Genomic DNA, 23183 nt, shown 5'->3' with positions numbered 1-23183 from the left:
CGGCAGGCCATGCCGCCGCCGCGCTCAACGACTCAGAGGTGTTCGCGGCTACCGATCAGCAGCGGCGGGATCTCGACCAGCTGTTGGCGGGCCTCGCCGGCATCAATAATGCTGAACACCGCCTCCAGCATCGCCGGGACATTCTGCTGCACCATATCGATGTCGTGGCCGAGAAGATAGACAAACGGGTCCCAGTCGAAGCAGCCCATCGGCGGCTGCTCGGTGCCGGTTAATCCCAGCTGCGCCAGCCATCTGACCACCCCTTCCAGCGAAATCGTCGAGTTGACGAAGAGCCCCTGCAGATGTTCCTCCGGGGTACTGAACCGGGCCTGCATACAGGCCTCGACTTTGCCCTTTGAATAACCGGGAGCCAGCACGTTCTCATCGGGAACGCTCAGGCCCCGCGCCTGGTGCGCGTCGCGAAAGCCGCGCAGACGTTCGAGGGTATTGTGGTCGCTGCTGCGCCCGCCGACGAAGGTCAGCGGCGCCAGCCTGCCGTGACGCCTGGCGCTGTTGTCGAGGATCTTATCCGTCAACGCTCGGGCGCCGGCGTAGTTGTCCGAAATGACCGACGGCGCAAGCGTCCCCGGCAGATCGAGATTCACGGTAGGCACCCCCGCCTGCTGACAAAGCTCGGTAATTTTATCCGGGTTCGTCGCCCCGGTCGCTACCACCCAATCCACCTGCCAGGAGAGCATCGCCTTCACCGCTTCGATCTCCAGCTCAGGGCGACGACGGGTACAGGTGATAATCGGCAGCAGACCGCGCTCGCGCGCCATCTCTTCAAAGCTTTCCGCAACGGAGCCGAAGTAACGGTTGTCGTATTTGGGAACAATCATGCCGATCACATGCGATTTTTTACTGCGCAGCATGCTGGCCTGGCGGTTTATCGCGTAGCCCTGCTCTTCAGCAATCCGCGTCACCTTTTCCGCAAGTTTGGCGCTGATACGCCGTTTTTTCCAGTTGCCATTGAGGATTGCACTGACCGCGCTGGCCGAAACGCCGGACAATTCCGCCAGATCGTAGATAGTGATTTTTTTCATTTTCCCAACTTGCGTCACAAATTCATTTCGCTGTTAATTTCCCCACTTGCTCAATCGATGAAGCTGGCGCAACATTAGCTTCATCGATTGAGCAACCATTATGCTCCATGGCGAATGACGTTATTCATCGCTCAGTTTTCAGCGCATATTTATAAATAACGCTTTGATTCAACACCTTAACAATTTTTCATGCATAACATCAACGCTGGCCCATGCTTATCGAGGACCAGATCGACTGACCAAACAGACTCAATGAAGGATTATAAAATGAACCACTCTGTATCCTCTATGAATACTTCTCTCAATGGTAAAGTCGCCGCCGTCACCGGTGCGGCATCCGGTATCGGCCTCGAATGCGCCAGAACCCTGCTCGCGGCGGGCGCCAAAGTGGTGCTGATCGACCGGGAAGGCGAAAAACTCACTAAGATTGTGGCTGAACTCGGCGAAAACGCCTTCGCGCTGCAGGTGGATTTAATGCAGGCCGATCAGGTCGATAATATTCTGGCCGGCATTCTCAATCTCACCGGGCGACTGGATATTTTCCATGCTAATGCCGGCGCCTACATCGGCGGACCGGTGGCCGAAGGCGACCCGGACGTCTGGGATCGCGTCCTGCATCTCAATACCAACGCCGCCTTCCGCTGCGTGCGCAGCGTACTCCCGCACATGATTGCGCAAAAGTCCGGTGACATCATCTTTACCAGCTCCATCGCCGGCGTCGTGCCGGTCATCTGGGAACCGATTTACACCGCCTCAAAATTCGCCGTACAGGCCTTTGTACACACCACCCGCCGCCAGGTTTCGCAGCACGGCGTGCGCGTCGGTGCCGTCTTACCGGGCCCGGTAGTAACCGCCCTGCTTGACGACTGGCCGAAAGAAAAAATGGAAGAGGCGCTGGCCAACGGCAGCCTGATGCAGCCGATTGAAGTCGCGGAGTCGGTGCTGTTTATGGTAACGCGCTCGAAAAACGTGACCGTACGCGATCTCGTTATCCTGCCTAACAGCGTCGATCTGTGATTATTTAACCCGGGAGGCTTAAGGACGGCTTTATGAATAACGATACCCAAACCATTATTGGCGTTGATGTCGGCTCCGGCAGCGTGCGCGCCGGCATCTTCAACCTTCAGGGCAAGCTGCTTGCCCATGCCACGCGGGAAATCACCCTGTTTCGCAGCGCGGGAAACCAGGTGGAACAATCCAGCCGCCAGATTTGGCAGGCGGTCTGCGAGTGTATTAAAACCGCCGTGGCGCACTCCGGCATGCCGCCGGAGTCGGTCGCCGGGATTGGTTTTGACGCCACCTGTTCGTTAGTCGTGGTTGGTGAAAACGGAGAGCCGCTGGCGGTCGGGCCTTCCGACGATCCGGACCGCAACATCATCGTCTGGATGGATCACCGCGCCATCGGCCAGGCGGAGCAGATTAACACCACCGGACATGCCGTATTGCAGTATGTCGGCGGCAGGATTTCGCCGGAGATGGAAACGCCGAAAATCCTCTGGCTCAAGGAGAACCGCCCGCATATCTATGAGCAGGCGCGCCACTTTTTCGACCTGGCCGATTACCTGACCTGGCGCGCCACCGGCGACTTAGCTCGTTCGGTGTGTACCGTCACCTGCAAATGGACCTACCTGGCCCATGAGCAGCGCTGGGATGCCGGCTACTTCCGGCAGATTGGTCTGGGAGATCTGGCCGAAGATAACTTTGCGCGCATTGGCCAGCGTATTGTCGACCCGGGAACGCCGTGCGGTCAGGGCCTTTGCGCAGAAGTGGCGCACGAGATGGGCCTGCCGGTCGGTACCCCTGTAGCGGTGGGCATGATTGATGCCCACGCCGGCGGTATCGGCACCGTGGGGGTTCTCAACGGCGCGGTCAGCAACATGGCCTATGTTTTCGGCACCTCCTCCTGCACCATGACTACCACCCCAGACGCCGTCTTCGTGCCCGGCGTCTGGGGGCCTTACTACTCTGCCATGGTACCGGGCCTGTGGCTGAGCGAAGGCGGGCAAAGCGCGGCAGGCGCCGCCATCGACCAGCTGTTAAGTTTCCATCCTGCGGCGGCGCAGGCACGCGAGCTGGCACAGGAAGCGGGCGTACCGCTGCCGGTCTATCTCGCCGATCGGGTGCTGGCCCAGGTGGCGACCCCTTCAGAGGCCGCCGGACTCGCCGCCGGACTGCACGTGGTGCCGGAGTTCTTAGGTAACCGCGCGCCGCTGGCGGACCCGGATGCCAAAGCGGTCATTGCCGGATTGGGCATGGAGCGCGATCTGGATAATCTGCTGGCGCTCTACGTCGCGGGATTATGCGGTATCGGCTACGGCCTGCGGCAGATTGTTGACGCGCAAAAGGCCTGCGGGATTAACAGCGAGAATATCGTCATCAGCGGCGGCGCAGGGCAGCATCCGCTGGTGCGCCAGCTGCTGGCCGATGCCTGCGGTATGACGATTGTCAGCACCGAATGCAGCGAACCGGTGCTGTTAGGTTCGGCCATTCTGGGCGCCGTGGCCGGCCGGGTTTCCGCCTCGCTGCCGGAAGCGATGAAGCAATTCACCCGGGTAGATAAAACCTACCGCTGTACGACGCAATATCAAGCGCTTCATCAGCGTCGCTACGAAGCTTACCTGGCGTTGCAACAGGCCGCCCGGCTGATTCGGGAGTAGCGTCCCGAGGCTCTGCCCCACTCTTTTAATAATAAAAAAACCTCCGGTGACGACACCGGAGTGTCTTCCTGTACCCTGAAAACGAGGTCATTATGTCCGTGAATAGCAAACAGTGGTTCGGTCTGCCGCTGAATCTGATCTGGGGATACATCGCCATCGCCGTGTTTATGACCGGCGACGGCTTTGAGCTGGCTTTTCTCTCGCACTACATCAAGGAGCTGGGCTTCACCCCGGCCCAGGCTTCTTTCGCCTTTACCCTCTACGGCCTCGCCGCCGCCCTGTCGGCGTGGATCTCCGGCGTGGTCGCCGAGATCATCACTCCGCAGAAAACCATGCTGATCGGCTTTGTGCTGTGGTGCGTGTTCCACGTGCTGTTCCTGATTTTCGGCCTCGGCCACGCCAACTACCCGCTGATCCTGCTGTTCTACGGTATTCGCGGCTTTGCCTACCCGCTGTTCCTCTACTCCTTTATCGTCGCCATCGTGCACAACGTGAAAAGCGACAGCGCCAGCTCGGCGCTGGGCTGGTTCTGGGCGGTCTACTCGGTCGGCATTGGCGTCTTCGGCAGCTATATCCCGAGCTTTACCATCCCGCATATCGGCGAGCTGGGCACCCTGTGGCTGGCGCTGGTGTTCTGCATCACCGGCGGCATTATCGCCCTGGTCTCGCTGCGCCATATTCAGACGCCGCGCCATATGCAGAACCTCACCACCCGCGAGAAGTTTGCCGAGCTGGGGCGTGCTGCCACCCTGCTCTACACCAACCGTAATATTTTGCTTTCCAGCATGGTGCGCATCATCAACACCCTGTCGCTGTTTGGCTTTGCGGTGATCATGCCATTGATGTTTGTCGATGAGCTGGGCTTTACCACCTCCGAGTGGCTCCAGGTGTGGGCGGCTTTCTTCTTCACCACCATTTTCTCTAACGTTTTCTGGGGGATCGTGGCGGAGAAGATGGGCTGGATGAAGGTGATTCGCTGGTTTGGCTGTATCGGGATGGCGCTGTCGAGTCTGGCGTTTTACTACATCCCGCAGCATTTCGGGCATAACTTTGCCATGGCGCTGGTGCCGGCGATTGCGCTGGGGATTTTCGTGGCGGCGTTTGTGCCGATGGCGGCGGTCTTCCCGGCGCTGGAGCCGCAGCATAAAGGGGCGGCCATTTCGGTCTACAACCTGTCGGCGGGGCTGTCCAACTTCCTGGCGCCGGCGATTGCGGTGGTGCTGCTGCCGTACTTCAGTACGATTGGGGTGGTGGTGGCGTACACCGCGCTGTACGTGCTGGCCTTTTTCCTCTGCGCCTATATTCGCGTCGAGCAGCCGGGCGTGACCCGCGCCTCCGTCGCCGTCGCGCTGAAAACGAGCGTCTCCTGAGCATAAAAACCCCTTCCCGACAGAGAGTAATGCCGATCGTTTACGGGTCGGCTGACCGATCCGGCAAAGGTGTAAGAATCCGTCACCTCACAGAGATTGGCGGTTTTTTATGCGGCGCTGTCAGGTTTTCAACACGTCTGCAGGCGAGGCTGTCCTCGCCGGTGATAAAGCAAAAAAAATGCTGGTCACCTTAAGTGGCCAGCATGACGCCCGACAGAGCGATTTTTTTACCGCATTCAGGATCAGGCGATCGTCACTTTGCCATCGAGGTAAACATCCTGTACGGCGTTGATCAGCTTCACGCCGTCGCTCATCGATTTTTTAAACGCTTTACGACCGAGAATCAGCCCCATCCCGCCCGCACGCTTATTGATGACCGCCGTACGTACAGCATCCGACAGGTCAGTTTCACCGCCCGCCGCGCCGCCGGAGTTAATCAACCCGGCGCGTCCCATATAGCAGTTCGCCAGCTGATAACGGACCAGATCGATAGGATTCTCCGAGGTCAGCTTGCTATAGACGCGATCGTCAGTGTAACCAAAGTTCACCGCCTTATAGCCGCCGTTATTTTCCGCCATTTTCTGCTTCACGATATCAGCGCCAATGGTGGCCGCCAGATGGTTAGCCTGCCCGGTTAAATCGGCCGACACATGATAATCGACGCCATCTTTCTTAAACGCCGGGTTACGCAGATAGGCCCACAGCACGGTCACCAGCCCCAGTTCATGCGCGCGTTCAAACGCCGCGGAGATCTCTTCAATCTGCCGACGCGACTCTTCGGAACCGAAGTAGATCGTCGCGCCCACCGCCACCGCCCCCATATTAAAGGCCTGCTCAACGCTGGCGTACAGCGTCTGGTCGAAGGTATTCGGGTAACTCAGCGTCTCGTTATGATTTAGCTTCACCAGGAAGGGAATGCGGTGCGCATACCGACGCGATACCGAGGCCAGTACGCCATAGGTGGACGCTACGCAGTTACAACCGGCTTCGATAGCCAGTTCGACGATATTTTTCGGATCAAAGTAGAGCGGGTTGGCGGCAAAAGAGGCGCCCGCCGAGTGTTCCACGCCCTGGTCTACCGGCAGGATGGAAAGGTATCCGGTTCCGGCCAGGCGCCCCGTATTGTACAGGGTCTGCATATTACGCAGCACCGCCGGCGGACGATTGTTATCCACCATGACCCGGTCAACGTAATCCGCCCCCGGCAGATAAAGCTGGTCGGCTGGAATGGTCATACAACGGTGCTGTAAAAGGCTGTCGGCATCTTTGCCAAGCAACTGCGTAATATCAGTCATAGCTATGCTCCCGTAAGTGCCGGCCGCAGCCGGCATGTATTATCCTGACCCACTTATTTGGGCAGGTTAAGCCTGGTACCGTCTTAGCATATTTTCCAGCCGGAATCGCACTTTTCAGCCATTTCAGCTGGCACGATTCAGGGACAAAAAGTGTTAGCCTGCTCAAACAATCCGCTCAAAGGTATTTTAAAGGTATTATCAAGTGGTATCTTAAAGGCGTACCCTACCTGTCATGAAGGATCTAAAGATGAAAACTACAGCAAAGCTGTCGTTCATGATGTTCGTTGAATGGTTTATCTGGGGGGCCTGGTTTGTCCCTCTCTGGCTGTGGCTGAGTAAAAGCGGCTTCAGCGCCGGTGAAATCGGCTGGTCCTACGCCTGTACCGCCATCGCCGCGATTCTTTCGCCGATCCTGGTGGGATCGCTGACCGACCGCTTCTTTTCCGCACAGAGAGTGCTGGCGGTGCTGATGTTCGCCGGGGCGATATTGATGTACTTCGCCGCGCAGCAGACGACCTTCGGCGGCTTCTTCCCGCTCCTGCTCGCCTACTCGCTAACCTACATGCCGACCATTGCGCTGACCAACAGCATCGCCTTTTCTAACGTGGCGGACGTTGAGCGCGATTTCCCGCGGATTCGGGTGATGGGGACGATCGGCTGGATCGGCTCCGGGCTGGTATGCGGATTTTTACCGCAGATGTTCGGTCTGAGCGACATTTCGCCCACCAATGTCCCGCTGCTGATTGCCGCAGGCAGCTCTGCGCTGCTCGGCGTCTTTGCCCTGTTCCTGCCGGACACGCCGCCGAAAAGCCGTGGAAAACTGGACCTGAAAGTGATGCTGGGGCTGGATGCGTTAATCCTGCTGCGCGACAAAAACTTCCTCGTCTTTTTCTTCTGCTCTTTTCTGTTTGCCATGCCGCTGGCCTTCTATTACATCTTCGCCAACGGCTACCTCACCGAAGCCGGCATGAAGCACGCCACCGGCTGGATGACCCTCGGCCAGTTCTCTGAAATCTTCTTTATGCTGGCTCTGCCGTTCTTTACTAAACGGTTTGGTATTAAAAAGGTTCTGTTACTTGGTCTGATCACCGCCGCCATTCGCTATGGCTTTTTTGTCTTCGGCGGCGCGGAGAACTATTTCACCTATACGCTGATGTTCCTCGGTATTCTGCTGCACGGCGTCAGCTACGATTTTTACTACGTTACCGCCTATATCTACGTTGATAAGAAGGCGCCGGTATCGATGCGTAATGCGGCCCAGGGGTTAATTACGCTCTGCTGCCAGGGCTTTGGCAGCCTGCTCGGTTACCGCCTCGGCGGCGTGATGATGGAAAAAATGTTCGCCTACCCGCAACCCGTCAACGGACTCACCTTCAACTGGGCGGGCATGTGGACGTTCGGCGCCATCATGATTGCGATTATCGCCGTGCTGTTCATGGTGTTTTTCCGGGAATCGGACAAAGAAATTACGACCATCGACGTCGATACAGAAAATGCTGAGCTTAAACAAGGGGAAGTGAAATGAAAGCAGAACGTATTCTCGGTGCTCTTTACGGGCAGGCGTTAGGGGATGCGATGGGCATGCCGTCAGAGCTATGGCCACGATCGCGGGTGAAAGCCCATTTTGGCTGGATCGACCGCTTCCTGCCGGGCCCGGCGGAGAATAACGCCGCCTGCTACTTTGCCGAGGCGGAATTTACCGATGACACCTCGATGGCCCTGTGCCTCGCTGACGCCATTATCGAATGCGACGGGCAGATCGTCCCGGATGTCATTGGCCGACATATTCTGCGTTGGGCAGAAGGCTTTGATGCATTTAATAAAAACGTCTTAGGACCGACATCGAAAATTGCTCTCAACGCGATTCGCAACGGCAAACCGGTAAGCGAACTGGACAATAACGGCGTGACCAACGGCGCGGCGATGCGCGCCTCGCCGCTGGGCTGCCTGCTGCCGGGCGACAATCTTGATGCATTTATCAGCGACGTGGCCGCGGCCTCCAGCCCGACGCATAAATCGGATTTAGCCATCGCCGGCGCGACGGTTATCGCCTGGGCAATCTCCCGCGCCGTTGACGGCGCCGGCTGGCCAGCGATTGTTGACGCCCTGCCGGCCGTGGCGCGCTACGCGCAGGAACAGAAGACCACAACCTTTAGCGCCTCGCTGGCGCTGCGTATTGAGCTGGCGTTACGCACCGTACGCCAGGCAGATGGCCTCGAGTCCGCCAGCGAGCAGCTTTATCAGCTGATTGGCGCCGGAACCAGCACCATTGAATCCGTCCCGTGCGCGATAGCGATGGTGGAACTGGCCGGTACCGACCCTAACCGCTGCGCCATTCTCTGCGCCAATCTGGGCGGCGATACCGATACCATCGGGGCCATGGCGACGGCGATTTGCGGCGCGTTACACGGGATTTCCGCCATCGATAGTGCTTTCAAGGCACGCCTGGACGAGGTCAATAAGCTGGACTTCACGCGCTACGCCGATGCCCTGATGCACTATCGTCAGCAGCGGGAGGCCGAATGAATGCCCAACAGTTAACGGATAAACTGGCCACGCTGAAGGCGCAACGTCCGGTCACCGTCCTCGGCGCCGCGGTGATTGACGTGATCGCCGACGCCTATGCTCTGCCCTGGCGCGGATGTGATATCGAACTGCAGCAACAGAGCGTCAATGTCGGCGGCTGCGCGTTAAACATCGCCGTGACCTTAAAAAGGCTGGGGATCGATGCACAAAATGCGCTGCCGATTGGCCAGGGCGTGTGGGCGGAAATTATCCGCCAGCGCCTCGCCAAAGAGGGGTTAACCAGCGTCATCAGCCAGGCAGACGGCGACAATGGCTGGTGCCTGGCGCTGGTAGAGCCGGACGGCGAGCGGACCTTTATATCCTTCAGCGGTGTGGAAAATCAGTGGTGTGATGCGTGGCTCGAACGCGTGCATGCCCCCTCCGGCAGCCTGGTCTATCTTTCCGGCTATCAGCTGGCATCCGCCAGCGGCGAACGACTGGTCTCCTGGCTGGAACGGCAGCCGCAGGTAAGCGCCTTTATCGACTTTGGCCCGCGGATTGCCGATATTCCCGAAACGCTGATGACGCGTCTGATGGCCCTGAAGCCACTGGTTTCCGTCAACCGCCAGGAAGCCGTCATCGCGGCTGAAGCGCACGGATTTTCGCCCGAGGTCAGCGCATTTGGCGCCGCCTGGCTGAAGAAATATGCCGCACCGCTGATTGTGCGTCTGGATAAAGAAGGCGCCTGCTATTTCAGCCCGCAGGAGAGCGGTCTCGCCGCCCCTTTCCCGACCACGGTCGTCGATACGATCGGCGCCGGGGACAGTCACGCCGGCGGTACGCTTGCCGGGTTGGCCGCCGGCTGGAGTCTGGGGGAGGCGGTGACGTTGGGGAATGCCGTTGCGGCCTGGGTCGTGGGCCATCGGGGCGGCGATTGCGCCCCGCACCGCGAAGCGCTACTCCTCGCACACAAAAACGTATAGATCGCTGCGGCAGTAGCTGATGCTGTATTCAATGGGGTGCTGGTACTGATCGAGGGCAACCTGTTTGATCACCAGCACCGGGATGGCGCTGTCCATCTTAATATGCGACTGAAATTCGGCGTCCGGCATCCGGGCGCTGACGCGCGAGCGGGTCCGCTGCGGCAGAATCTGCTGGCTGCGAAAGTAGTCATACAGCGAGACGCTGATCGCATCGACGTCATGGATCAGATGCGCAGGCACCCAGGACTCTTCGAGCGAGACCGCGTCCTCATCAACATACCGAATGCGTTTGAGCATAAACACATCGCTGCCCACCGCGATTGCCAGCTGGCGGGCAACCTCCTCCGGACATTTGACAACGCGTTTATTCACCCACAGCGTATCCGGCTTCTTGCCGCGTAAAACCACCTGCTGAGTAAAGCCGCGCGCTTCTTTCAGCGAATATTCAAAGATATTGTTGATCTGCGTCCCGTAACCCCGCGAGCGGGTCACCACGCCTTCGTCTTCCAGCAGCTGGAGCGCTTTGCGGACGGTGATGCGCGACACGCCGGTCAGCTGGCTGAGATCGCGTTCACCGGGAAGAATATTGCCATTTTCCAGCCAGCCGCTGCGCACGGCATCCTTAATCGTGTCGGCAAACTTCAGATAGAGCGGCGCGTTATCCGACGCCGCAATCCGTTCAACAAGCTGGCTAATTAACCGGGTATGCGCCTGTTCCATTTATCTTTTCCTGGCAGAATTCTCACGCCAGTATATCAGGCTTACCACCACGCGTGGAAATGGTGAACCGGCCCGATACCGTGGCCCACCTCCAGCGAATCCGCCTGCGCCAGCGCCGCAGAGAGCCAGCCTTTCGCCTCGGCAACCGTCTCTCCCCAGTCGCGATAGCGCGGGCGCAGCGCCGCCAGCGCCGCGGAGAGCGTACAGCCAGTTCCGTGCGTATTTTTAGTCTGGACCCGCGGCGCGGTGAAGCGCTGCTCGCCATCGCGGGTAAACAGCCAGTCCGGGCTTTCCGCGTTGTCGAGATGACCGCCTTTCATCAGCACTGCGCCGCAGCCCATCGCCAGCAGCGCCCGCCCCTGCTCCAGCATCTCTTTCTCGCTCTGCGCGTGCGGCGCATCCAGCAGCGCCGCCGCCTCCGGCAGATTCGGCGTGATCAGCGAAACCTGCGGCAGCAGGCGGGTGCGTAGCGTCGCCACCGCCGAAGCCGAGAGCAGCGGATCGCCGCTTTTCGCCAGCATGACCGTATCCAGGACAACGTTGTCAATCTGATAGCGCGCCAGACGCTCCGCCACGGCTTCCACGATATCCGTTTCCGCCAGCATGCCAATTTTCGTGGTATCGATACGGACGTCGCTGAATACCGAATCCAGCTGTGCGGCAACAAAATCCGGGTCGATGCGATAGACCGACTGCACGCCGCGGGTGTTTTGCGCCACCAGCGCGGTGATCACCGAACAACCATAGGCCCCGAGGGCAGAGAAAGTTTTCAGGTCGGCCTGGATCCCCGCGCCGCCGCTGGGATCAGTACCGGCAATAGTCAGCGCATTAATTCGTTTCATCCGTTGTTCTCCCCGTACAGCGCGTCAAGAAATGCCGGGGTAAAACTGCCCGGCCCTCTGCCGCGCGCCGCCGCGCCGCCCGCCTGTTTCATCAGCCCGCAGGCGGCAGCAACGTTTTCGAGGCGATCGCCAGGCATGGCGGTACTGGCCGCCACCACCGCCGAAAGCGCACAGCCGGTCCCCACGACCCGGGTCATCAACCGATCGCCGCCGCTGACCGCACGCGTACGCTGGCCGTCGGTGACGTAATCTACTTCGCCGGTCACCGCGACAATGGTATTGATCTGCCGCGCCAGGGCCTGTGCGGCGGGCAGCGCCGCCGCCGCGGTATCGGTAGTATCGACCCCGCGTCCGCCGGCGCTCATTCCGGCCAGCGCCATAATCTCAGACGCATTGCCGCGAATGGCGGCCGGTTGCAGGCTCAACAATTCATGGCAAAACGCGCTGCGCAGGGTTAACGCCCCGACCGCCACCGGATCCAGCGCCCACGGTTTGCCCGCGTTTTGCGCGCTGAGTGCCGCGGCGCGCATCGCCTGCGCACGGTCGACGGTTAAGGTTCCGACGTTAATCAGCAGCGCATCCGCGAGTGCCGCAAACTGGCTCGCTTCCTGCGGATCGATCACCATCGCGGGCGAGGCGCCGACCGCCAGCAGTACGTTGGCAGTAAAGGTCTGTACCACATCGTTAGTCATGCAGTGAACAAGGGGGGAATGACGGCGAAAAAGATGTTGCAGATGCGCAATATGCGCGGGATTGAGAGGCTCAGCTTGCATCGTTTGCTCCAGCCAGGCGATGAAGAAGCAACGACCCTTTGGTCTCTGACTTCCCTACGCTGGCATTATCCAGATCAGGTGGTACGGGTCTTTCTCAGCCTTCACCAGGAAGGGCACCCCGAGTCATTGAGAAGATATAAACGTTCTCTGCAGGCAGGTTACGGGAAGCCGACGCCTGACGCAAGCGCCCCGCCGCGATCCCCCCAACGCCGCCAATACCATTTATTAACTAAATAAACATTTTTGTAACCATAAACTTAATCAATGGAAACAAGCGGTTATTGTTTAAGTAAGTGTTACAAATCTTAACATGACGTCATATCGAAAATACCGAGTGAATCAGCGAAAACATGAGGATTCCAATGAGCTTAACCCCCATAGTGAAAGGAATGGCATTAGCAGGAATGCTATCGGCCATTACCCTTCCCGCCTGGGCTGAGGTTGCACCGGGAGAGGCAGCAGCAGCAACAAAGCAAGCGAATGACGCACTGTATAATCAGCTCCCTTTCTCCGATAACACCGATTTCACCAACGCCCACAAAGGCTTTATCGCCGCCCTGTCTACCGAGGTCATCAAAGGCGAGCAAGGCAACGTGGTCTGGGATCCGCAGCAGTACGCCTTCATTAAAGAGGGAGAAAAAGCGCCGGATACCGTTAACCCGAGCCTGTGGCGCCAGTCTCAGCTGATCAACATCAGCGGTCTGTTTGAAGTCACCGACGGCGTGTACCAGATTCGTAACCTCGACCTGTCCAACATGACCATCATCGAAGGGAAAGAAGGGATTACCGTGGTTGACCCGCTGGTTTCCGCCGAAACGGCGAAAGTGGGGATGGATCTGTACTATAAAAACCGCGGTAAAAAACCGGTCGTGGCGGTTATCTACACCCACAGCCACGTTGACCACTACGGCGGCGTGCGCGGCGTGATCGATGAAGCCGACGTGAAAGCGGGCAAAGTCAAAATCTATGCGCCGTCCGGCTTTATGGAAGCCGCGGTGGCGGAAAATATCATGGCCGGTAACGTCATGAGCCGTCGCGCCAGCTACATGTACGGCAACCTGCTCAAGCCTGATGCCAAAGGCCAGGTGGGCGCCGGGCTGGGGACCACCACCTCCGCCGGTACCGTGACCCTGATTGCCCCGACCAATATCATCGAGAAGGACGGGCAGAAAGAAGTTATCGACGGCCTGACCTACGACTTTATGCTGGCGCCGGGCTCCGAAGCGCCGTCCGAAATGCTGTGGTATATCGAAGAGAAGAAACTCATCGAATCGGCGGAAGATGTCACCCATACCCTGCACAACACCTACTCCCTGCGCGGCGCGAAAATTCGTGAACCGCTGCCATGGTCGAAATATATCAACGAAGCGATTGTACGCTGGGGTGATAAAGCTGAGATCATCATGGCTCAGCACCACTGGCCGACCTGGGGCAACGAAAACGTCGTTAACCTGCTGAAAAGCCAGCGTGACCTGTATCGTTATATCAACGACCAGACCCTGCGCATGGCCAACGAAGGGCTGACCCGTGACGAAATCGCAGCCAAATTCAAGCTGCCGGACAGCCTGGCACATACCTGGGCGAACCGCGGTTACTACGGCTCCGTCAGCCATGACGTGAAGGCCACCTACGTGCTGTATCTCGGCTGGTTTGACGGCAACCCGGCGACCCTCGACGAACTGCCGCCGGAAGAAGCGGCGAAGAAATTCGTGGAATACATGGGCGGCGCCGATGCCATCATGAAGAAAGCGAAAGAAGACTACTCGCAGGGTAACTACCGCTGGGTCGCCCAGGTGGTCAGCAAGATTGTCTTCGCCGATCCGCAAAACCAGGATGCGCGTAACCTCGAAGCGGATGCCCTGGAGCAGCTGGGCTATCAGGCCGAATCCGGTCCGTGGCGTAACTTCTACCTCACCGGTGCGCAGGAATTGCGTAACGGCGTGCAGAAACTGCCGACGCCGAACACCGCCAGCCCGGACACCGTGCGCGCCATGACGCCAGAAATGTTCTTCGACTACCTGGCCGTGCATATCAACGGTGAAAAAGCCGGTAAGGCCAAAGCGGTATTTAACATCGACCTCGGCAATGACGGCGGCAAATACAAGCTGGAGCTGGAAAACGGCGTGTTGAACCACACCGCCAATGCCGAAGCGAAAGATGCCGATGCAACCATCGTGCTTGACCGCGCGACGCTCAACAAAATCATCCTGAAAGAAGAGACCCTGAAACAGGCTGAAGATAAGGGCGAAGTGAAGGTCACCGGTAACGGTGAGAAGCTGAACGAGATGCTGGGCTATATGGACAAGTTTGAATTCTGGTTCAATATCGTCACGCCGTAACGCCTCGCTCCCGCAGCCCCGGCTGCGGGAGTATCCCCTAGTACTCCTCCGGCAGCGGCCGATCGATGGAGATCAGCTTGCCCCTCACCATCGTGATGTAGCCCCCGGCTTTCAGGTCAGCCAGCACCCGGAAAACGTGAGTCCGCGACAGGTTCGTTCGCTTAATGATAAACAGCGCCAGCCCTTCATTTTCGCCTTTATGGGTTTGCTGGCGGTAAAGATACCGAAAAAGCATCGGCCGAATCGTCTGATAGCTGGTCAGCTGCCGACGTTCGTTGTGCAGATCGAGCGTGAAGATAGTCATGTACGCCATGATCGTCACCAGCTCCTGAACGCGCTGCGGGTTATTGTGGATAAAAATACGGTCGAATGCGGCATAGGGTATTTTGATCAGTTCTACCGGCGTCACCGCACTATATTCAAACTTCGCCAGCGGACAATACCTTTCCAGCAGGCCAACCGGCATATGTTCAATGGTATTACCGACAATTAATCCATTCCCGGGCATGAACATCGCGATCGATCCAGCCATGCAAAAATAAATATAGCCGGGGTTTAATTCTATTTTGTTATTTATTCCTACGGATAACGCTTCGCCTTCCTCGATTATTTCTGCGAGATAGGTATCTATTTTCAGCGTTTGATAATAGCTGTGTACTTCCTGAAAATTCACGCGTTTCTCCTTCCAGCACCGGCGGCTGTCGGCTTTAGTATAGCAGCGAATATCACGCTTATTCACTACGGTATTACTCCGCTTGCTGACCAGTCCCATATGGGACTATCGCCCGCATGCATTTTCCTTACAATGGTCAACAATGAATCCAGATTTGCTTTCGTCGTTTCATCATTATTCTTTACCGCCGAAGATAATTATCCAAGAGGCCCTTCAATGAAATTAAATAAAATCGCAAAACATCTGGCGCTGGCCGGTGTTTTAACAACGCTGTCGGTTTCTGCTTTCGCTCAGATTATGCCGAAAGAGGCCACCGCAGCCACTCAGCAGGCAAATAACGCGCTGTATAACACGCTGCCGTTTGCTGATAAAACCGACTTTGACAATGCACATAAAGGCTTTGTTGCCGCCCTGCCGCAGGACGTCATTAAAGGCGAACAGGGTAACGTTATTTGGGACCCGGCAAAATACGACTTCATCAAAGAAGGGGAAAAAGCGCCGGCCACCGTCAATCCGAGCCTGTGGCGTCAGTCGCAGCTGATCAACATCAGCGGTCTGTACAAAGTCACCGACGGTGTTTATCAGATCCGTAATCTTGACCTCTCCAACATGACCATTATTGAGGGCGCGAAAGGGATCACTATTATTGACCCGCTGCTGAGCGCAGAACCGGCAAAAGAAGGTCTGGAGCTGTACTTCAAAAACCGCGGTAAAAAACCGGTGGTGGCCATTCTGTTCACCCACAGCCATGTTGACCACTACGGCGGTATCCGCGGGGTGGTGGATGAAGCCGATGTGAAATCGGGCAAAGTCAAAATTTACGCCCCGGCCGGATTTATGGAAGAAGCCGTATCAGAGAACATTATGGCCGGCAACGCCATGAGCCGCCGCGCCAGCTATATGTACGGTAACCTGCTGAAGCCTGATGCTAAAGGCCAGGTCGGCGCCGGACTCGGCACCACCACCTCCGCCGGTACCGTGACCCTGCTGCAGCCAACTCACTATATTACGCACACCGGGCAGGAAGAAACGATCGACGGCCTGACCTACGACTTTATGATGGCCCCCGGCTCTGAGGCACCGTCAGAAATGCTGTGGTACGTCAAAGAGAAGAAAATGATCGAAGCCGCGGAAGACGTGACCCACACGCTGCACAATACCTATTCGCTGCGCGGCGCAAAAATTCGCGATCCACTGGCCTGGTCGAAATATATCAATGCCGCCATCGAACGTTGGGGCAACGATGCCGAAGTCATTATTGCCCAGCACCACTGGCCGACCTGGGGTAACGACAACATCGTTAAGCTGATGAAAGGTCAGCGCGATATGTATCGTTATATCAATGACCAGACTCTGCGCATGGCCAACGAAGGGCTGACCCGTGATGAAATCGCCGCTAACTTTAAGCTGCCGCCATCGCTGGAAAAACAGTGGGCAAGCCGCGGCTACTATGGTTCGGTAAGTCATGATGTGAAAGCCACCTACGTGTTCTATCTCGGCTGGTTCGATGGCAACCCGGCAACCCTCGACGAACTGGCGCCAGAGCAGGCGGCGAAGAAGTTTGTCGAATACATGGGCGGCGCGGATAAGGTGCTGAAAAAGGCCCAGGATGATTACCGCCAGGGTAACTACCGCTGGGTCGCTCAGGTCACCAGCAAAGTGGTCTTTGCCGACCCGAAAAACCAGCAGGCGAAAAACCTGGAAGCGGATGCCCTGGAGCAACTGGGCTATCAGGCCGAATCCGGTCCGTGGCGTAACTTCTACCTCACCGGCGCCCAGGAGCTGCGTAACGGCGTACAGAAACTGCCGACGCCGAACACCGCCAGCCCGGATACCGTACGCGCCATGACGCCGGAAATGTTCTTCGATTATCTGGCCGTCCATATCGATGGCGTGAAAGCCGGCCATGCTAAAGCGGTGTTTAATATCGACCTCGGCAAAGACGGCGGGAAGTACAAACTGGAGCTGGAAAACGGCGTGCTTAACCACACCGCCAACGTCGAAGCGAAAGATGCCGACGCCACTATCACGCTGAGCCGCGACACGTTGAACAACATCATCCTGAAACAGGAGACGCTGAAGCAGGCTGAAGAGAAAGGCGACGTAAAAATTAGCGGTAATGGCGCGAAGCTGGACGAAATGCTGAGCTACATGGACAAGTTTGAGTTCTGGTTCAACATCGTCACCCCATAATTTCCCGGGCTACGCTGCCCTGCCCCACGACCTTCGGCCGTGGGGCATTTTGTCTTTTCCCTCGGCTTTAACCTTCATCTCTCTTCACCGAACCGGCGCCCGCTCTCCCGCGCCATTTGCATTCCCACTGCGGCGGGCACAAAATGAACATCAGGGAGCGACGTTCCCGGTCCCTCCACTCGTCGAGGTACGGCTATGTCCGTTTATCACCATGCCCTGGTGCTGATTAACAGCAGCCAGGACGGCGTTCCGCTGCTCCAGCATGCGGCCAGAATGGCGGAAGAGAACGCTATGCGCATCACGCTCGCCCATATCAGCACCGATTATCGGGCGCTGAATTACGTCTCCGACAGCCTGCTGAACGACGATGTGTCTCAGGAGGTGATCCAGGCGAAAGTGCTGCTCAATGAGCTGGCGACCAGCGTCTCGCTGCCGGTGCAAACCCTGTCGCTGGTCACCACCCGCCGTTTTGAAGATGTTGAAGCCTGCGTAAACCAGCGGGGGATTGACCTGATTATCGCCGGGCATCACAACCGCCTGCTGGGAGTCATGGCATCTCATTCGCTGGAGTATATTAATCATCTGACGATAGACGTGCTGATCAGGCATCTGCCCTGAGCCGCGCCGACGACTCGCGTAGCGAATTGAGCAGCAGCGTAAAGCACTGCTCAATCAGCGGCGGCAGCGGCTGCGGCCCACGCATTATCGCCACCGTCCGCGCCAGCGCCGGCTGCTGGAGCTGCGCGATTTTCAGCACCGGATCCTGCAGATGGGTGGTATACAGCTCGGGCAGAATGGCAATCGCCAGACGCGAGCGCACCAGGCCATACAGCGTTTCAATATAGTCGACCTGAAACCGCGTGTTCAGCGTCAGACGATGGCTTTCCGCCAGCGCGCCAACCAGTCGCTGAATGTTCCCTTTCGAGAACACCGCAATATCGCGTCCGGCGAGAAGTTTCCACGGCAGGTGCGGCTGGTCTGCCAGCGGATCGTCACCGTGCAGCACCGCCACAAACGGATCTTCACGCAGCGGGTAGACCTGTAGCGCGGCGGGTAGCGAGCTGTCGATGGCGCCGATACCGAAATCAATCTGCCCGCTTTCCAGCTCACGCACCAGCGCATCATTGGTCTGATCGTGAAACTCGACCCGCAGCCGGGGAAAGGTTTGCGCCAGCACCTGGGGCAGAAGCGGAAAGAGCAGCGAGCTCACCGAGGGCACCAGACCAATACGCACGGTACCATCGCCGCCGGCCGCGACAATCTGTTCCATGTCATGAAACGCCAGCTGGGCCACGCTCAGCACGCGCCGGGCGTGCGGCAGAATGGCGGCGCCCAGTTCGGTCAGCGTGACCGACGAGGCGGTGCGGTTCACCAGCTTGCCGCCCAGCACCGTTTCGATTTGCCGCAGGGCGCTGCTCAGCGCCGGTTGGCTGATAGCCAGACGGTTGGCGGTATCGGTAAAATGACGCAGCTCCGCCAGGGTAACAAAGTACTGTAGCTGTTTAAGAGAAAGCGCAGGCAGGCGCTGCCACGGTTCGGTCATCTTATTCTTCGCTAAGGGTAATCGGGCAGAATAACCCGAGCTTATCGGGTGATAAATTTATTCATCTGGGCAAACGTTTGCTGTGCCCCTAGAGTACCCCCATTATCCTTGTGCCGGAGTTGTTATGTCCAGCAATGCTGAAAACCGCCGCCGCGCCGTCATGGCCGCCCGGGGCGAAATACCTTTTGACCTGTTGTTGACCGGGGCGCAGATAGTCGACATGGTCACCGGTGAAGTCCGCGAAGCCGATGTCGGCATCACCGGCGAGATGATCGCCAGCGTGCACCCGCGCGGCAGCCGCGCCGATGCCCACCAACGCCATGCGCTGGACGGCGCCTACCTGTCACCGGGGCTGATGGATACCCATGTCCATCTCGAGAGTTCCCACCTCCCTCCCGAACGCTACGCGGAAATTGTCCTCGCCCAGGGAACCACCGCGGTCTTCTGGGACCCGCATGAGCTGGCCAACGTCCTCGGGGTCGAAGGCGTGCGCTATGCCGTCGCCGCCAGCCGCCATCTGCCGCTGCAGGTGATGGTCGCCGCCCCCTCCAGCGTACCCTCGACGCCGGGGCTGGAAATGTCCGGCGCCGATTTTGCCGGAGCGGAGATGGCGACCATGCTGGCATGGCCGGAAGTGCGCGGCGTGGCGGAAGTGATGGACATGCACGGTGTGCTCAACGGCAGCGCCCGGATGCAGGAGATTGTTCAGGCCGGTCTCGACAGCGGCAAGCTGATTGAAGGCCACGCCCGCGGCCTGAGCGGCGCCGATCTCCAGGCCTACCTCGCGGCGGGCGTCACCTCCGATCATGAGCTAACCTCCGCGGAAGACGCGCTGGAAAAGCTGCGCGCCGGTTTGACCCTCGAAATTCGCGGCTCGCACCCCTATCTGCTGCCGGATATCGTCAAGGCCCTGAAAACCCTGCCGCATCTCTCCTCGCAGATCACGGTGTGCACCGACGATGTCCCGCCGGATATGCTGCTGGAAAAAGGCGGCATTATCGCCCTGCTCAACCTGCTGATTGAACACGGTCTCGCCGCCACCGACGTCCTGCGCTTCGCCACCCTCAACGCCGCCATTCGCCTGCAGCGTCACGATTCAGGGCTGATTGCCGCCGGCCGCCGCGCCGACCTGGTGGTATTTGATTCACTGGAAAGGCTTGAGGCCCGGAAAGTGTACGTCGCCGGGAAACTGGTCGCCCGCGACGGCGCGCTGCTCCAGCCCATTCCAGCCGCAGAGGGCGTCACTCCGCCGCGCAATACGCTGCAGCTGGCGCCGCTGAATACCGAGGATTTTGTGCTGCGGGTCCCCGGTATTGTCCACGGCGTTGCCCGCCTGCGACATATCCGCGGCGCGCGCTTTACGCAGTGGGGAGAAGTCGAGGTGCAGGTACGCCACGGCGAAGTTCAGCTGCCCGCTGGATTTAGCCTGATTTGGGTGAAGCATCGCCACGGCCGCCATCAGGCGACGCCGCAAATCGCCCTGCTCGAAGGCTGGGGAGAGCTGCGCGGCGCTATCGCCACCAGCTACTCGCACGATTCACACAACCTGGTGGTGCTGGGACGTAACGCTGAGGATATGGCGCTGGCCGCCAACCGGCTGATTGCCTCCGGCGGCGGGATGGCGCTCTCCCGTCAGGGGGATATTCTTGCCCACGTGGCGATGCCGATTGCCGGCATGCTCTCCGATCTGCCGGCGGCAGAACTCGCGCGGCAGTTCCGCGAATTACGCGACCTGAGCGCAGAAATCGCCGACTGGGAGCCGCCCTACCGGGTATTTAAGGCCATCGAAGGCACTTGCCTCGCCTGCAATGCCGGACCACATTTGACCGATTTAGGTTTGACCGACGGCACCACCCGCCAGATTGTCGAACCGCTGATAGACTGCCGGGAAACCCCGGCCACCGACCCTCACAACAATAATCTCCGGGGAGCCTGAGCATGGCCGACAACACACTGCATACCTCAACACAAGGAAGCTGGCTGGAGCGCCGTTTTGCCCTGCGCTCCCGCGGCAGCACGCTGCGTACCGAGTGCCTCTCGGGGATCACTGGCTTTCTTGCGGCCGCCTATCTGCTGGTGGTCATCCCCGGCCTGCTGGCGGTGGGCGGCATGGACAAAGGCGCCGCCACCACGGGCACGATTCTGGTCTTCGTCGCCGGTACGCTGCTGATGGCGTTTTACGCTAACCTGCCGTTTATCGTCGGCCCAGGCATCGGCGGCTCGGTGCTGGTGGGCGTCACCCTGGCCGGTAGCGAAGGGATCGGCTGGCAAATTGGCCTCGGCATCGCCTGCTGGTCAGGTATTCTGTTCTTTCTGTTAACCAAATTCGGCCTGCGTGAAGTGGTCACCCGTTCGGTCCCCCAGTCCATCAAGCTGGGACTGACGGCTTCAATCGGTTTGTTCGTGGCGGTGCTCGGTTTTCGCAATGCCGGCCTGGTGCTGGCGAATGCCAAAACCAATGCCCTGATGCTGGGTGATTTCTTATCTCCCGGCGCGCTGGTGGCGCTGTGCGGCCTGTTTCTGGCGATTGCGCTGCAGGCGCGGCGCATCCCGGGCGCCATTTTATGGGCGATTCTGTTTGCCACCCTGGTGGGGATTCCGGCGGGGGTCACCCGTCTGCCGGACAGTTTTATCGCAATGCCGCACTCGCTGGCGCCGGTCTTCGGCCACGTCGATATGCTGGGCGCGCTGAATATCGCTTTCCTGCCGTTCCTGTTTGTCTTTTTCGCCTCTGAGTTTTTCTCCACCATGGGGACCACGCTGGCGGTGGGCGGCGAAGCGGGACTGCTGGATGAAGAGGGCAATATGCCGCATATTAACCGGCCGTTTATGGTCGACTCGATTGCGGCAGCCCTCGGCCCGTGGCTGGGGATCCCGGCGGCGACCGCGCTGATTGAGTCTTCCGCCGCCGCCGAAGCGGGCGGTAAAACCGGGCTCACCGCGCTGGCCGCGGCGGTTATGTTCCTGCTGATGCTGCTGTTTACGCCGATCGCCCTGATGATCCCCAAAGAGGCCACCGCTCCGGCGCTGATCCTGATTGGTCTCAACATGTTTAGCGGCCTGCGCAAAGTCGATCTCTCCAGCTTCACCGACGGACTGCCGGTATTAATGATGGTGATGATCACCCTGATCGCCAACAGCTTCGGTACCGGTATCGCCGGCGGGCTGCTGTTCTACATCATGATTAAAACGGTCGCCGGAAAGTGGCGAGAAATCCCGCTGGGTTTATGGATCCTTGCCGTTCCGCTGGTCTACTATTTCGCCACCCTGGTGAGGCACTAAACGTCCACAGGCCCGCGTAGCGCGTCGGCCTGCACCGTTTCACAGTGCGCTTTGACCTCTTCATAGAGTAACCGCACCGCCGCAGAAAGCTGCTTGCGGTGCGGGCAAATCATATTGAGCGGGACTCTGTCGCCCTGATAGTGCGGCAGCAGAATCTGCAGGCGTCCTGCGCGAATATCATCGCTGACATCCAGCGCTGACTTATAGGCAAACCCCTCCCCTGCAATGGCCAGGCGGCGAATCACCTCGGCGTCGTCGCTGATGATGTCGCCGGAAACCTGCATATGTTCAACCACGCCGTTGAGACTTAAGGTCCAGCGATCGAACTGCCTGCCGCGCAGTACGTACAGGAGCGCAGGGTGTTGCGCCAGCGCCTCCGGCGTCTGCGGCTCGCCGTGCCGGGCAATCCACTGCGGAGAAGCCACCAGCACCCGCCGGTTTTCCGGCGCGACGGGGAGAGAAATAAACGAAGCATCGTCGTTGTCACCGTAGCGAAAGGCGACATCGACCGGATCTTTAAACACATCGGTCCGATGGTCGGAAAAGAGAATGCGCAGCTTCAGCGCCGGGTGCCGCTGGCGAAAGGCGCGGAAGACGTTCAGCAGCAGATTACGCCCCAGATCGGAGGGTACCGCAATTTGCAACGTCCCGCGGACCTCGTCGTCCGGCACCTGAATTTTTTGCAGCCCGGCATGCAGCGTATCCAGCATCTGGGTGGCATAGGGCAGCCAGGTTTCCCCTTCGGGCGTCAGACGTAAGCTGCGGGTAGAGCGCGCAAAAAGACGAATATTGAGCGTGGTCTCCAGGCGCTTAATCGCCGCACTCACCTGCGCCGGCTGCTGCCCGACCTCCCGCGCCGCATCGCTAAAACTCCCCAGCGCCGCCGCACGAACAAATAGCGTCAGATCTTCCAGTCTGAACATATTGACTCCCGAATCCTGCTACCAGGATTGTTCTCAAAACCG

General features: G+C 58.7%; 19 protein-coding genes and 1 riboswitch. Of the genes, 11 read left to right on the top strand and 8 right to left on the bottom strand.

Annotation, left to right across the window (positions count from 1 at the left end):
• Positions 1–32: 32 nt before the first annotated feature.
• Entirely contained in the window at positions 33–1043 is a 1011-nt protein-coding gene (locus AC236I_RS07980; protein WP_004864654.1) for a LacI family DNA-binding transcriptional regulator, read from the bottom strand.
• A gap of 267 nt (positions 1044–1310) precedes the next feature.
• Here AC236I_RS07980 and AC236I_RS07975 point away from each other — a divergent pair, with 267 nt between their 5' ends.
• The 3 genes from AC236I_RS07975 (at position 1311) to AC236I_RS07965 (ending at position 5070) form a co-directional block, all read left to right on the top strand.
• Positions 1311–2060 (top strand): SDR family oxidoreductase, encoded by a 750-nt coding sequence (locus tag AC236I_RS07975; RefSeq protein WP_004864656.1) that lies wholly within the window; start codon positions 1311–1313, stop codon positions 2058–2060.
• Between the two features lie 32 nt (positions 2061–2092).
• Entirely contained in the window at positions 2093–3700 is a 1608-nt protein-coding gene (locus tag AC236I_RS07970) for an FGGY-family carbohydrate kinase (RefSeq protein ID WP_015583869.1), read from the top strand.
• Between the two features lie 92 nt (positions 3701–3792).
• On the top strand, positions 3793–5070 hold the full coding sequence (locus tag AC236I_RS07965) for an RbtT/DalT/CsbX family MFS transporter (protein WP_487608737.1): 1278 nt from the start codon (positions 3793–3795) through the stop codon (positions 5068–5070).
• A gap of 242 nt (positions 5071–5312) precedes the next feature.
• Here AC236I_RS07965 and fbaB read toward each other — a convergent pair whose 3' ends face one another.
• Positions 5313–6365, bottom strand: coding sequence for a class I fructose-bisphosphate aldolase (gene fbaB / locus AC236I_RS07960; protein ID WP_015583867.1), 1053 nt, complete (start codon positions 6363–6365; stop codon positions 5313–5315).
• 247 nt (positions 6366–6612) lie between these two features.
• Between fbaB and AC236I_RS07955 the strand changes: the two genes are divergently transcribed.
• Genes AC236I_RS07955 through AC236I_RS07945 form a run of 3 tightly spaced genes read left to right on the top strand, consistent with a single transcriptional unit; the run spans position 6613 to position 9853 of the window.
• On the top strand, positions 6613–7890 hold the full coding sequence (locus AC236I_RS07955) for a nucleoside permease (protein ID WP_015583866.1): 1278 nt from the start codon (positions 6613–6615) through the stop codon (positions 7888–7890).
• Positions 7887–8891 (top strand): ADP-ribosylglycohydrolase family protein, encoded by a 1005-nt coding sequence (locus AC236I_RS07950; protein WP_487608736.1) that lies wholly within the window; start codon positions 7887–7889, stop codon positions 8889–8891. The genes AC236I_RS07955 and AC236I_RS07950 overlap by 4 nt, the downstream gene beginning before the upstream one ends.
• Positions 8888–9853 (top strand): PfkB family carbohydrate kinase, encoded by a 966-nt coding sequence (locus AC236I_RS07945; protein ID WP_487608735.1) that lies wholly within the window; start codon positions 8888–8890, stop codon positions 9851–9853. The genes AC236I_RS07950 and AC236I_RS07945 overlap by 4 nt, the downstream gene beginning before the upstream one ends.
• Here the strand turns inward: AC236I_RS07945 and AC236I_RS07940 are convergent.
• From AC236I_RS07940 to thiM, 3 genes are read right to left on the bottom strand one after another with little or no spacing between them, the layout of a single operon-like run.
• Positions 9827–10573 carry a GntR family transcriptional regulator gene (locus AC236I_RS07940; protein ID WP_015583863.1) on the bottom strand — a complete coding sequence of 249 codons (747 nt, stop codon included), beginning with the start codon at positions 10571–10573 and terminating at the stop codon, positions 9827–9829. The two genes, AC236I_RS07945 and AC236I_RS07940, sit on opposite strands and share 27 nt — an antisense overlap.
• A 41-nt stretch (positions 10574–10614) precedes the next feature.
• Positions 10615–11415, bottom strand: coding sequence for a bifunctional hydroxymethylpyrimidine kinase/phosphomethylpyrimidine kinase (thiD, locus tag AC236I_RS07935; protein ID WP_015583862.1), 801 nt, complete (start codon positions 11413–11415; stop codon positions 10615–10617).
• A complete protein-coding gene (gene thiM, locus AC236I_RS07930; RefSeq protein ID WP_044350880.1) occupies positions 11412–12188 on the bottom strand; it encodes a hydroxyethylthiazole kinase in 777 nt (258 codons plus the stop codon). The genes thiD and thiM overlap by 4 nt, the downstream gene beginning before the upstream one ends.
• Before the next feature lie 34 nt (positions 12189–12222).
• A riboswitch (TPP riboswitch) is annotated at positions 12223–12319 on the bottom strand.
• Positions 12320–12550: 231 nt separating this feature from the next.
• On the opposite strand from thiM, the gene AC236I_RS07925 reads away from it, so the two are divergent.
• Positions 12551–14527: an alkyl/aryl-sulfatase gene (locus AC236I_RS07925; protein ID WP_411294225.1), complete on the top strand. Its 1977-nt coding sequence runs from the start codon at positions 12551–12553 to the stop codon at positions 14525–14527.
• Between the two features lie 37 nt (positions 14528–14564).
• On the opposite strand, the gene AC236I_RS07920 is transcribed toward AC236I_RS07925, so the two are convergent.
• A complete protein-coding gene (locus AC236I_RS07920; protein ID WP_172418263.1) occupies positions 14565–15200 on the bottom strand; it encodes a helix-turn-helix domain-containing protein in 636 nt (211 codons plus the stop codon).
• A gap of 216 nt (positions 15201–15416) precedes the next feature.
• Between AC236I_RS07920 and AC236I_RS07915 the strand changes: the two genes are divergently transcribed.
• Both AC236I_RS07915 and AC236I_RS07910 read left to right on the top strand, forming a co-directional pair.
• Positions 15417–17393: an alkyl/aryl-sulfatase gene (locus AC236I_RS07915; protein ID WP_064359070.1), complete on the top strand. Its 1977-nt coding sequence runs from the start codon at positions 15417–15419 to the stop codon at positions 17391–17393.
• Between the two features lie 195 nt (positions 17394–17588).
• Complete coding sequence (locus AC236I_RS07910; RefSeq protein ID WP_004864689.1) at positions 17589–18011, top strand: universal stress protein; 423 nt, start codon at positions 17589–17591, stop codon at positions 18009–18011.
• Here AC236I_RS07910 and AC236I_RS07905 read toward each other — a convergent pair.
• On the bottom strand, positions 17995–18936 hold the full coding sequence (locus tag AC236I_RS07905) for a LysR family transcriptional regulator (RefSeq protein ID WP_487608734.1): 942 nt from the start codon (positions 18934–18936) through the stop codon (positions 17995–17997). The two genes, AC236I_RS07910 and AC236I_RS07905, sit on opposite strands and share 17 nt — an antisense overlap.
• Before the next feature lie 124 nt (positions 18937–19060).
• Here AC236I_RS07905 and AC236I_RS07900 point away from each other — a divergent pair, with 124 nt between their 5' ends.
• Both AC236I_RS07900 and AC236I_RS07895 read left to right on the top strand, forming a co-directional pair.
• Positions 19061–20872 (top strand): adenine deaminase, encoded by a 1812-nt coding sequence (locus AC236I_RS07900; protein WP_004864692.1) that lies wholly within the window; start codon positions 19061–19063, stop codon positions 20870–20872.
• Between the two features lie 2 nt (positions 20873–20874).
• Positions 20875–22218 (top strand): NCS2 family permease, encoded by a 1344-nt coding sequence (locus tag AC236I_RS07895; RefSeq protein WP_015583857.1) that lies wholly within the window; start codon positions 20875–20877, stop codon positions 22216–22218.
• Here AC236I_RS07895 and AC236I_RS07890 read toward each other — a convergent pair.
• Positions 22215–23141: a LysR family transcriptional regulator gene (locus AC236I_RS07890; protein WP_004864695.1), complete on the bottom strand. Its 927-nt coding sequence runs from the start codon at positions 23139–23141 to the stop codon at positions 22215–22217. The two genes, AC236I_RS07895 and AC236I_RS07890, sit on opposite strands and share 4 nt — an antisense overlap.
• Positions 23142–23183 lie beyond the last annotated feature (42 nt).

This window comes from Klebsiella sp. Sb-30, assembly GCF_057652795.1.
This window is presented reverse-complemented; position numbering and strand designations above follow the sequence as displayed.

Bases quoted from the DNA above. Each gene is read 5' to 3' on its own strand.
- AC236I_RS07905 (WP_487608734.1), bottom strand. From the start codon at position 18,936: ATGACCGAACCGTGGCAGCGCCTGCCTGCGCTTTCTCTTAAACAGCTA.
- thiD (WP_015583862.1), bottom strand. From the start codon at position 11,415: ATGAAACGAATTAATGCGCTGACTATTGCCGGTACTGATCCCAGCGGC.
- fbaB (WP_015583867.1), bottom strand. From the start codon at position 6,365: ATGACTGATATTACGCAGTTGCTTGGCAAAGATGCCGACAGCCTTTTA.
- AC236I_RS07895 (WP_015583857.1), top strand. From the start codon at position 20,875: ATGGCCGACAACACACTGCATACCTCAACACAAGGAAGCTGGCTGGAG.
- AC236I_RS07915 (WP_064359070.1), top strand. From the start codon at position 15,417: ATGAAATTAAATAAAATCGCAAAACATCTGGCGCTGGCCGGTGTTTTA.
- AC236I_RS07950 (WP_487608736.1), top strand. From the start codon at position 7,887: ATGAAAGCAGAACGTATTCTCGGTGCTCTTTACGGGCAGGCGTTAGGG.
- AC236I_RS07890 (WP_004864695.1), bottom strand. From the start codon at position 23,141: ATGTTCAGACTGGAAGATCTGACGCTATTTGTTCGTGCGGCGGCGCTG.
- AC236I_RS07940 (WP_015583863.1), bottom strand. From the start codon at position 10,573: ATGGAACAGGCGCATACCCGGTTAATTAGCCAGCTTGTTGAACGGATT.
- thiM (WP_044350880.1), bottom strand. From the start codon at position 12,188: ATGCAAGCTGAGCCTCTCAATCCCGCGCATATTGCGCATCTGCAACAT.
- AC236I_RS07970 (WP_015583869.1), top strand. From the start codon at position 2,093: ATGAATAACGATACCCAAACCATTATTGGCGTTGATGTCGGCTCCGGC.
- AC236I_RS07975 (WP_004864656.1), top strand. From the start codon at position 1,311: ATGAACCACTCTGTATCCTCTATGAATACTTCTCTCAATGGTAAAGTC.
- AC236I_RS07900 (WP_004864692.1), top strand. From the start codon at position 19,061: ATGTCCAGCAATGCTGAAAACCGCCGCCGCGCCGTCATGGCCGCCCGG.
- AC236I_RS07965 (WP_487608737.1), top strand. From the start codon at position 3,793: ATGTCCGTGAATAGCAAACAGTGGTTCGGTCTGCCGCTGAATCTGATC.
- AC236I_RS07955 (WP_015583866.1), top strand. From the start codon at position 6,613: ATGAAAACTACAGCAAAGCTGTCGTTCATGATGTTCGTTGAATGGTTT.
- AC236I_RS07980 (WP_004864654.1), bottom strand. From the start codon at position 1,043: ATGAAAAAAATCACTATCTACGATCTGGCGGAATTGTCCGGCGTTTCG.
- AC236I_RS07945 (WP_487608735.1), top strand. From the start codon at position 8,888: ATGAATGCCCAACAGTTAACGGATAAACTGGCCACGCTGAAGGCGCAA.
- AC236I_RS07925 (WP_411294225.1), top strand. From the start codon at position 12,551: ATGAGCTTAACCCCCATAGTGAAAGGAATGGCATTAGCAGGAATGCTA.
- AC236I_RS07910 (WP_004864689.1), top strand. From the start codon at position 17,589: ATGTCCGTTTATCACCATGCCCTGGTGCTGATTAACAGCAGCCAGGAC.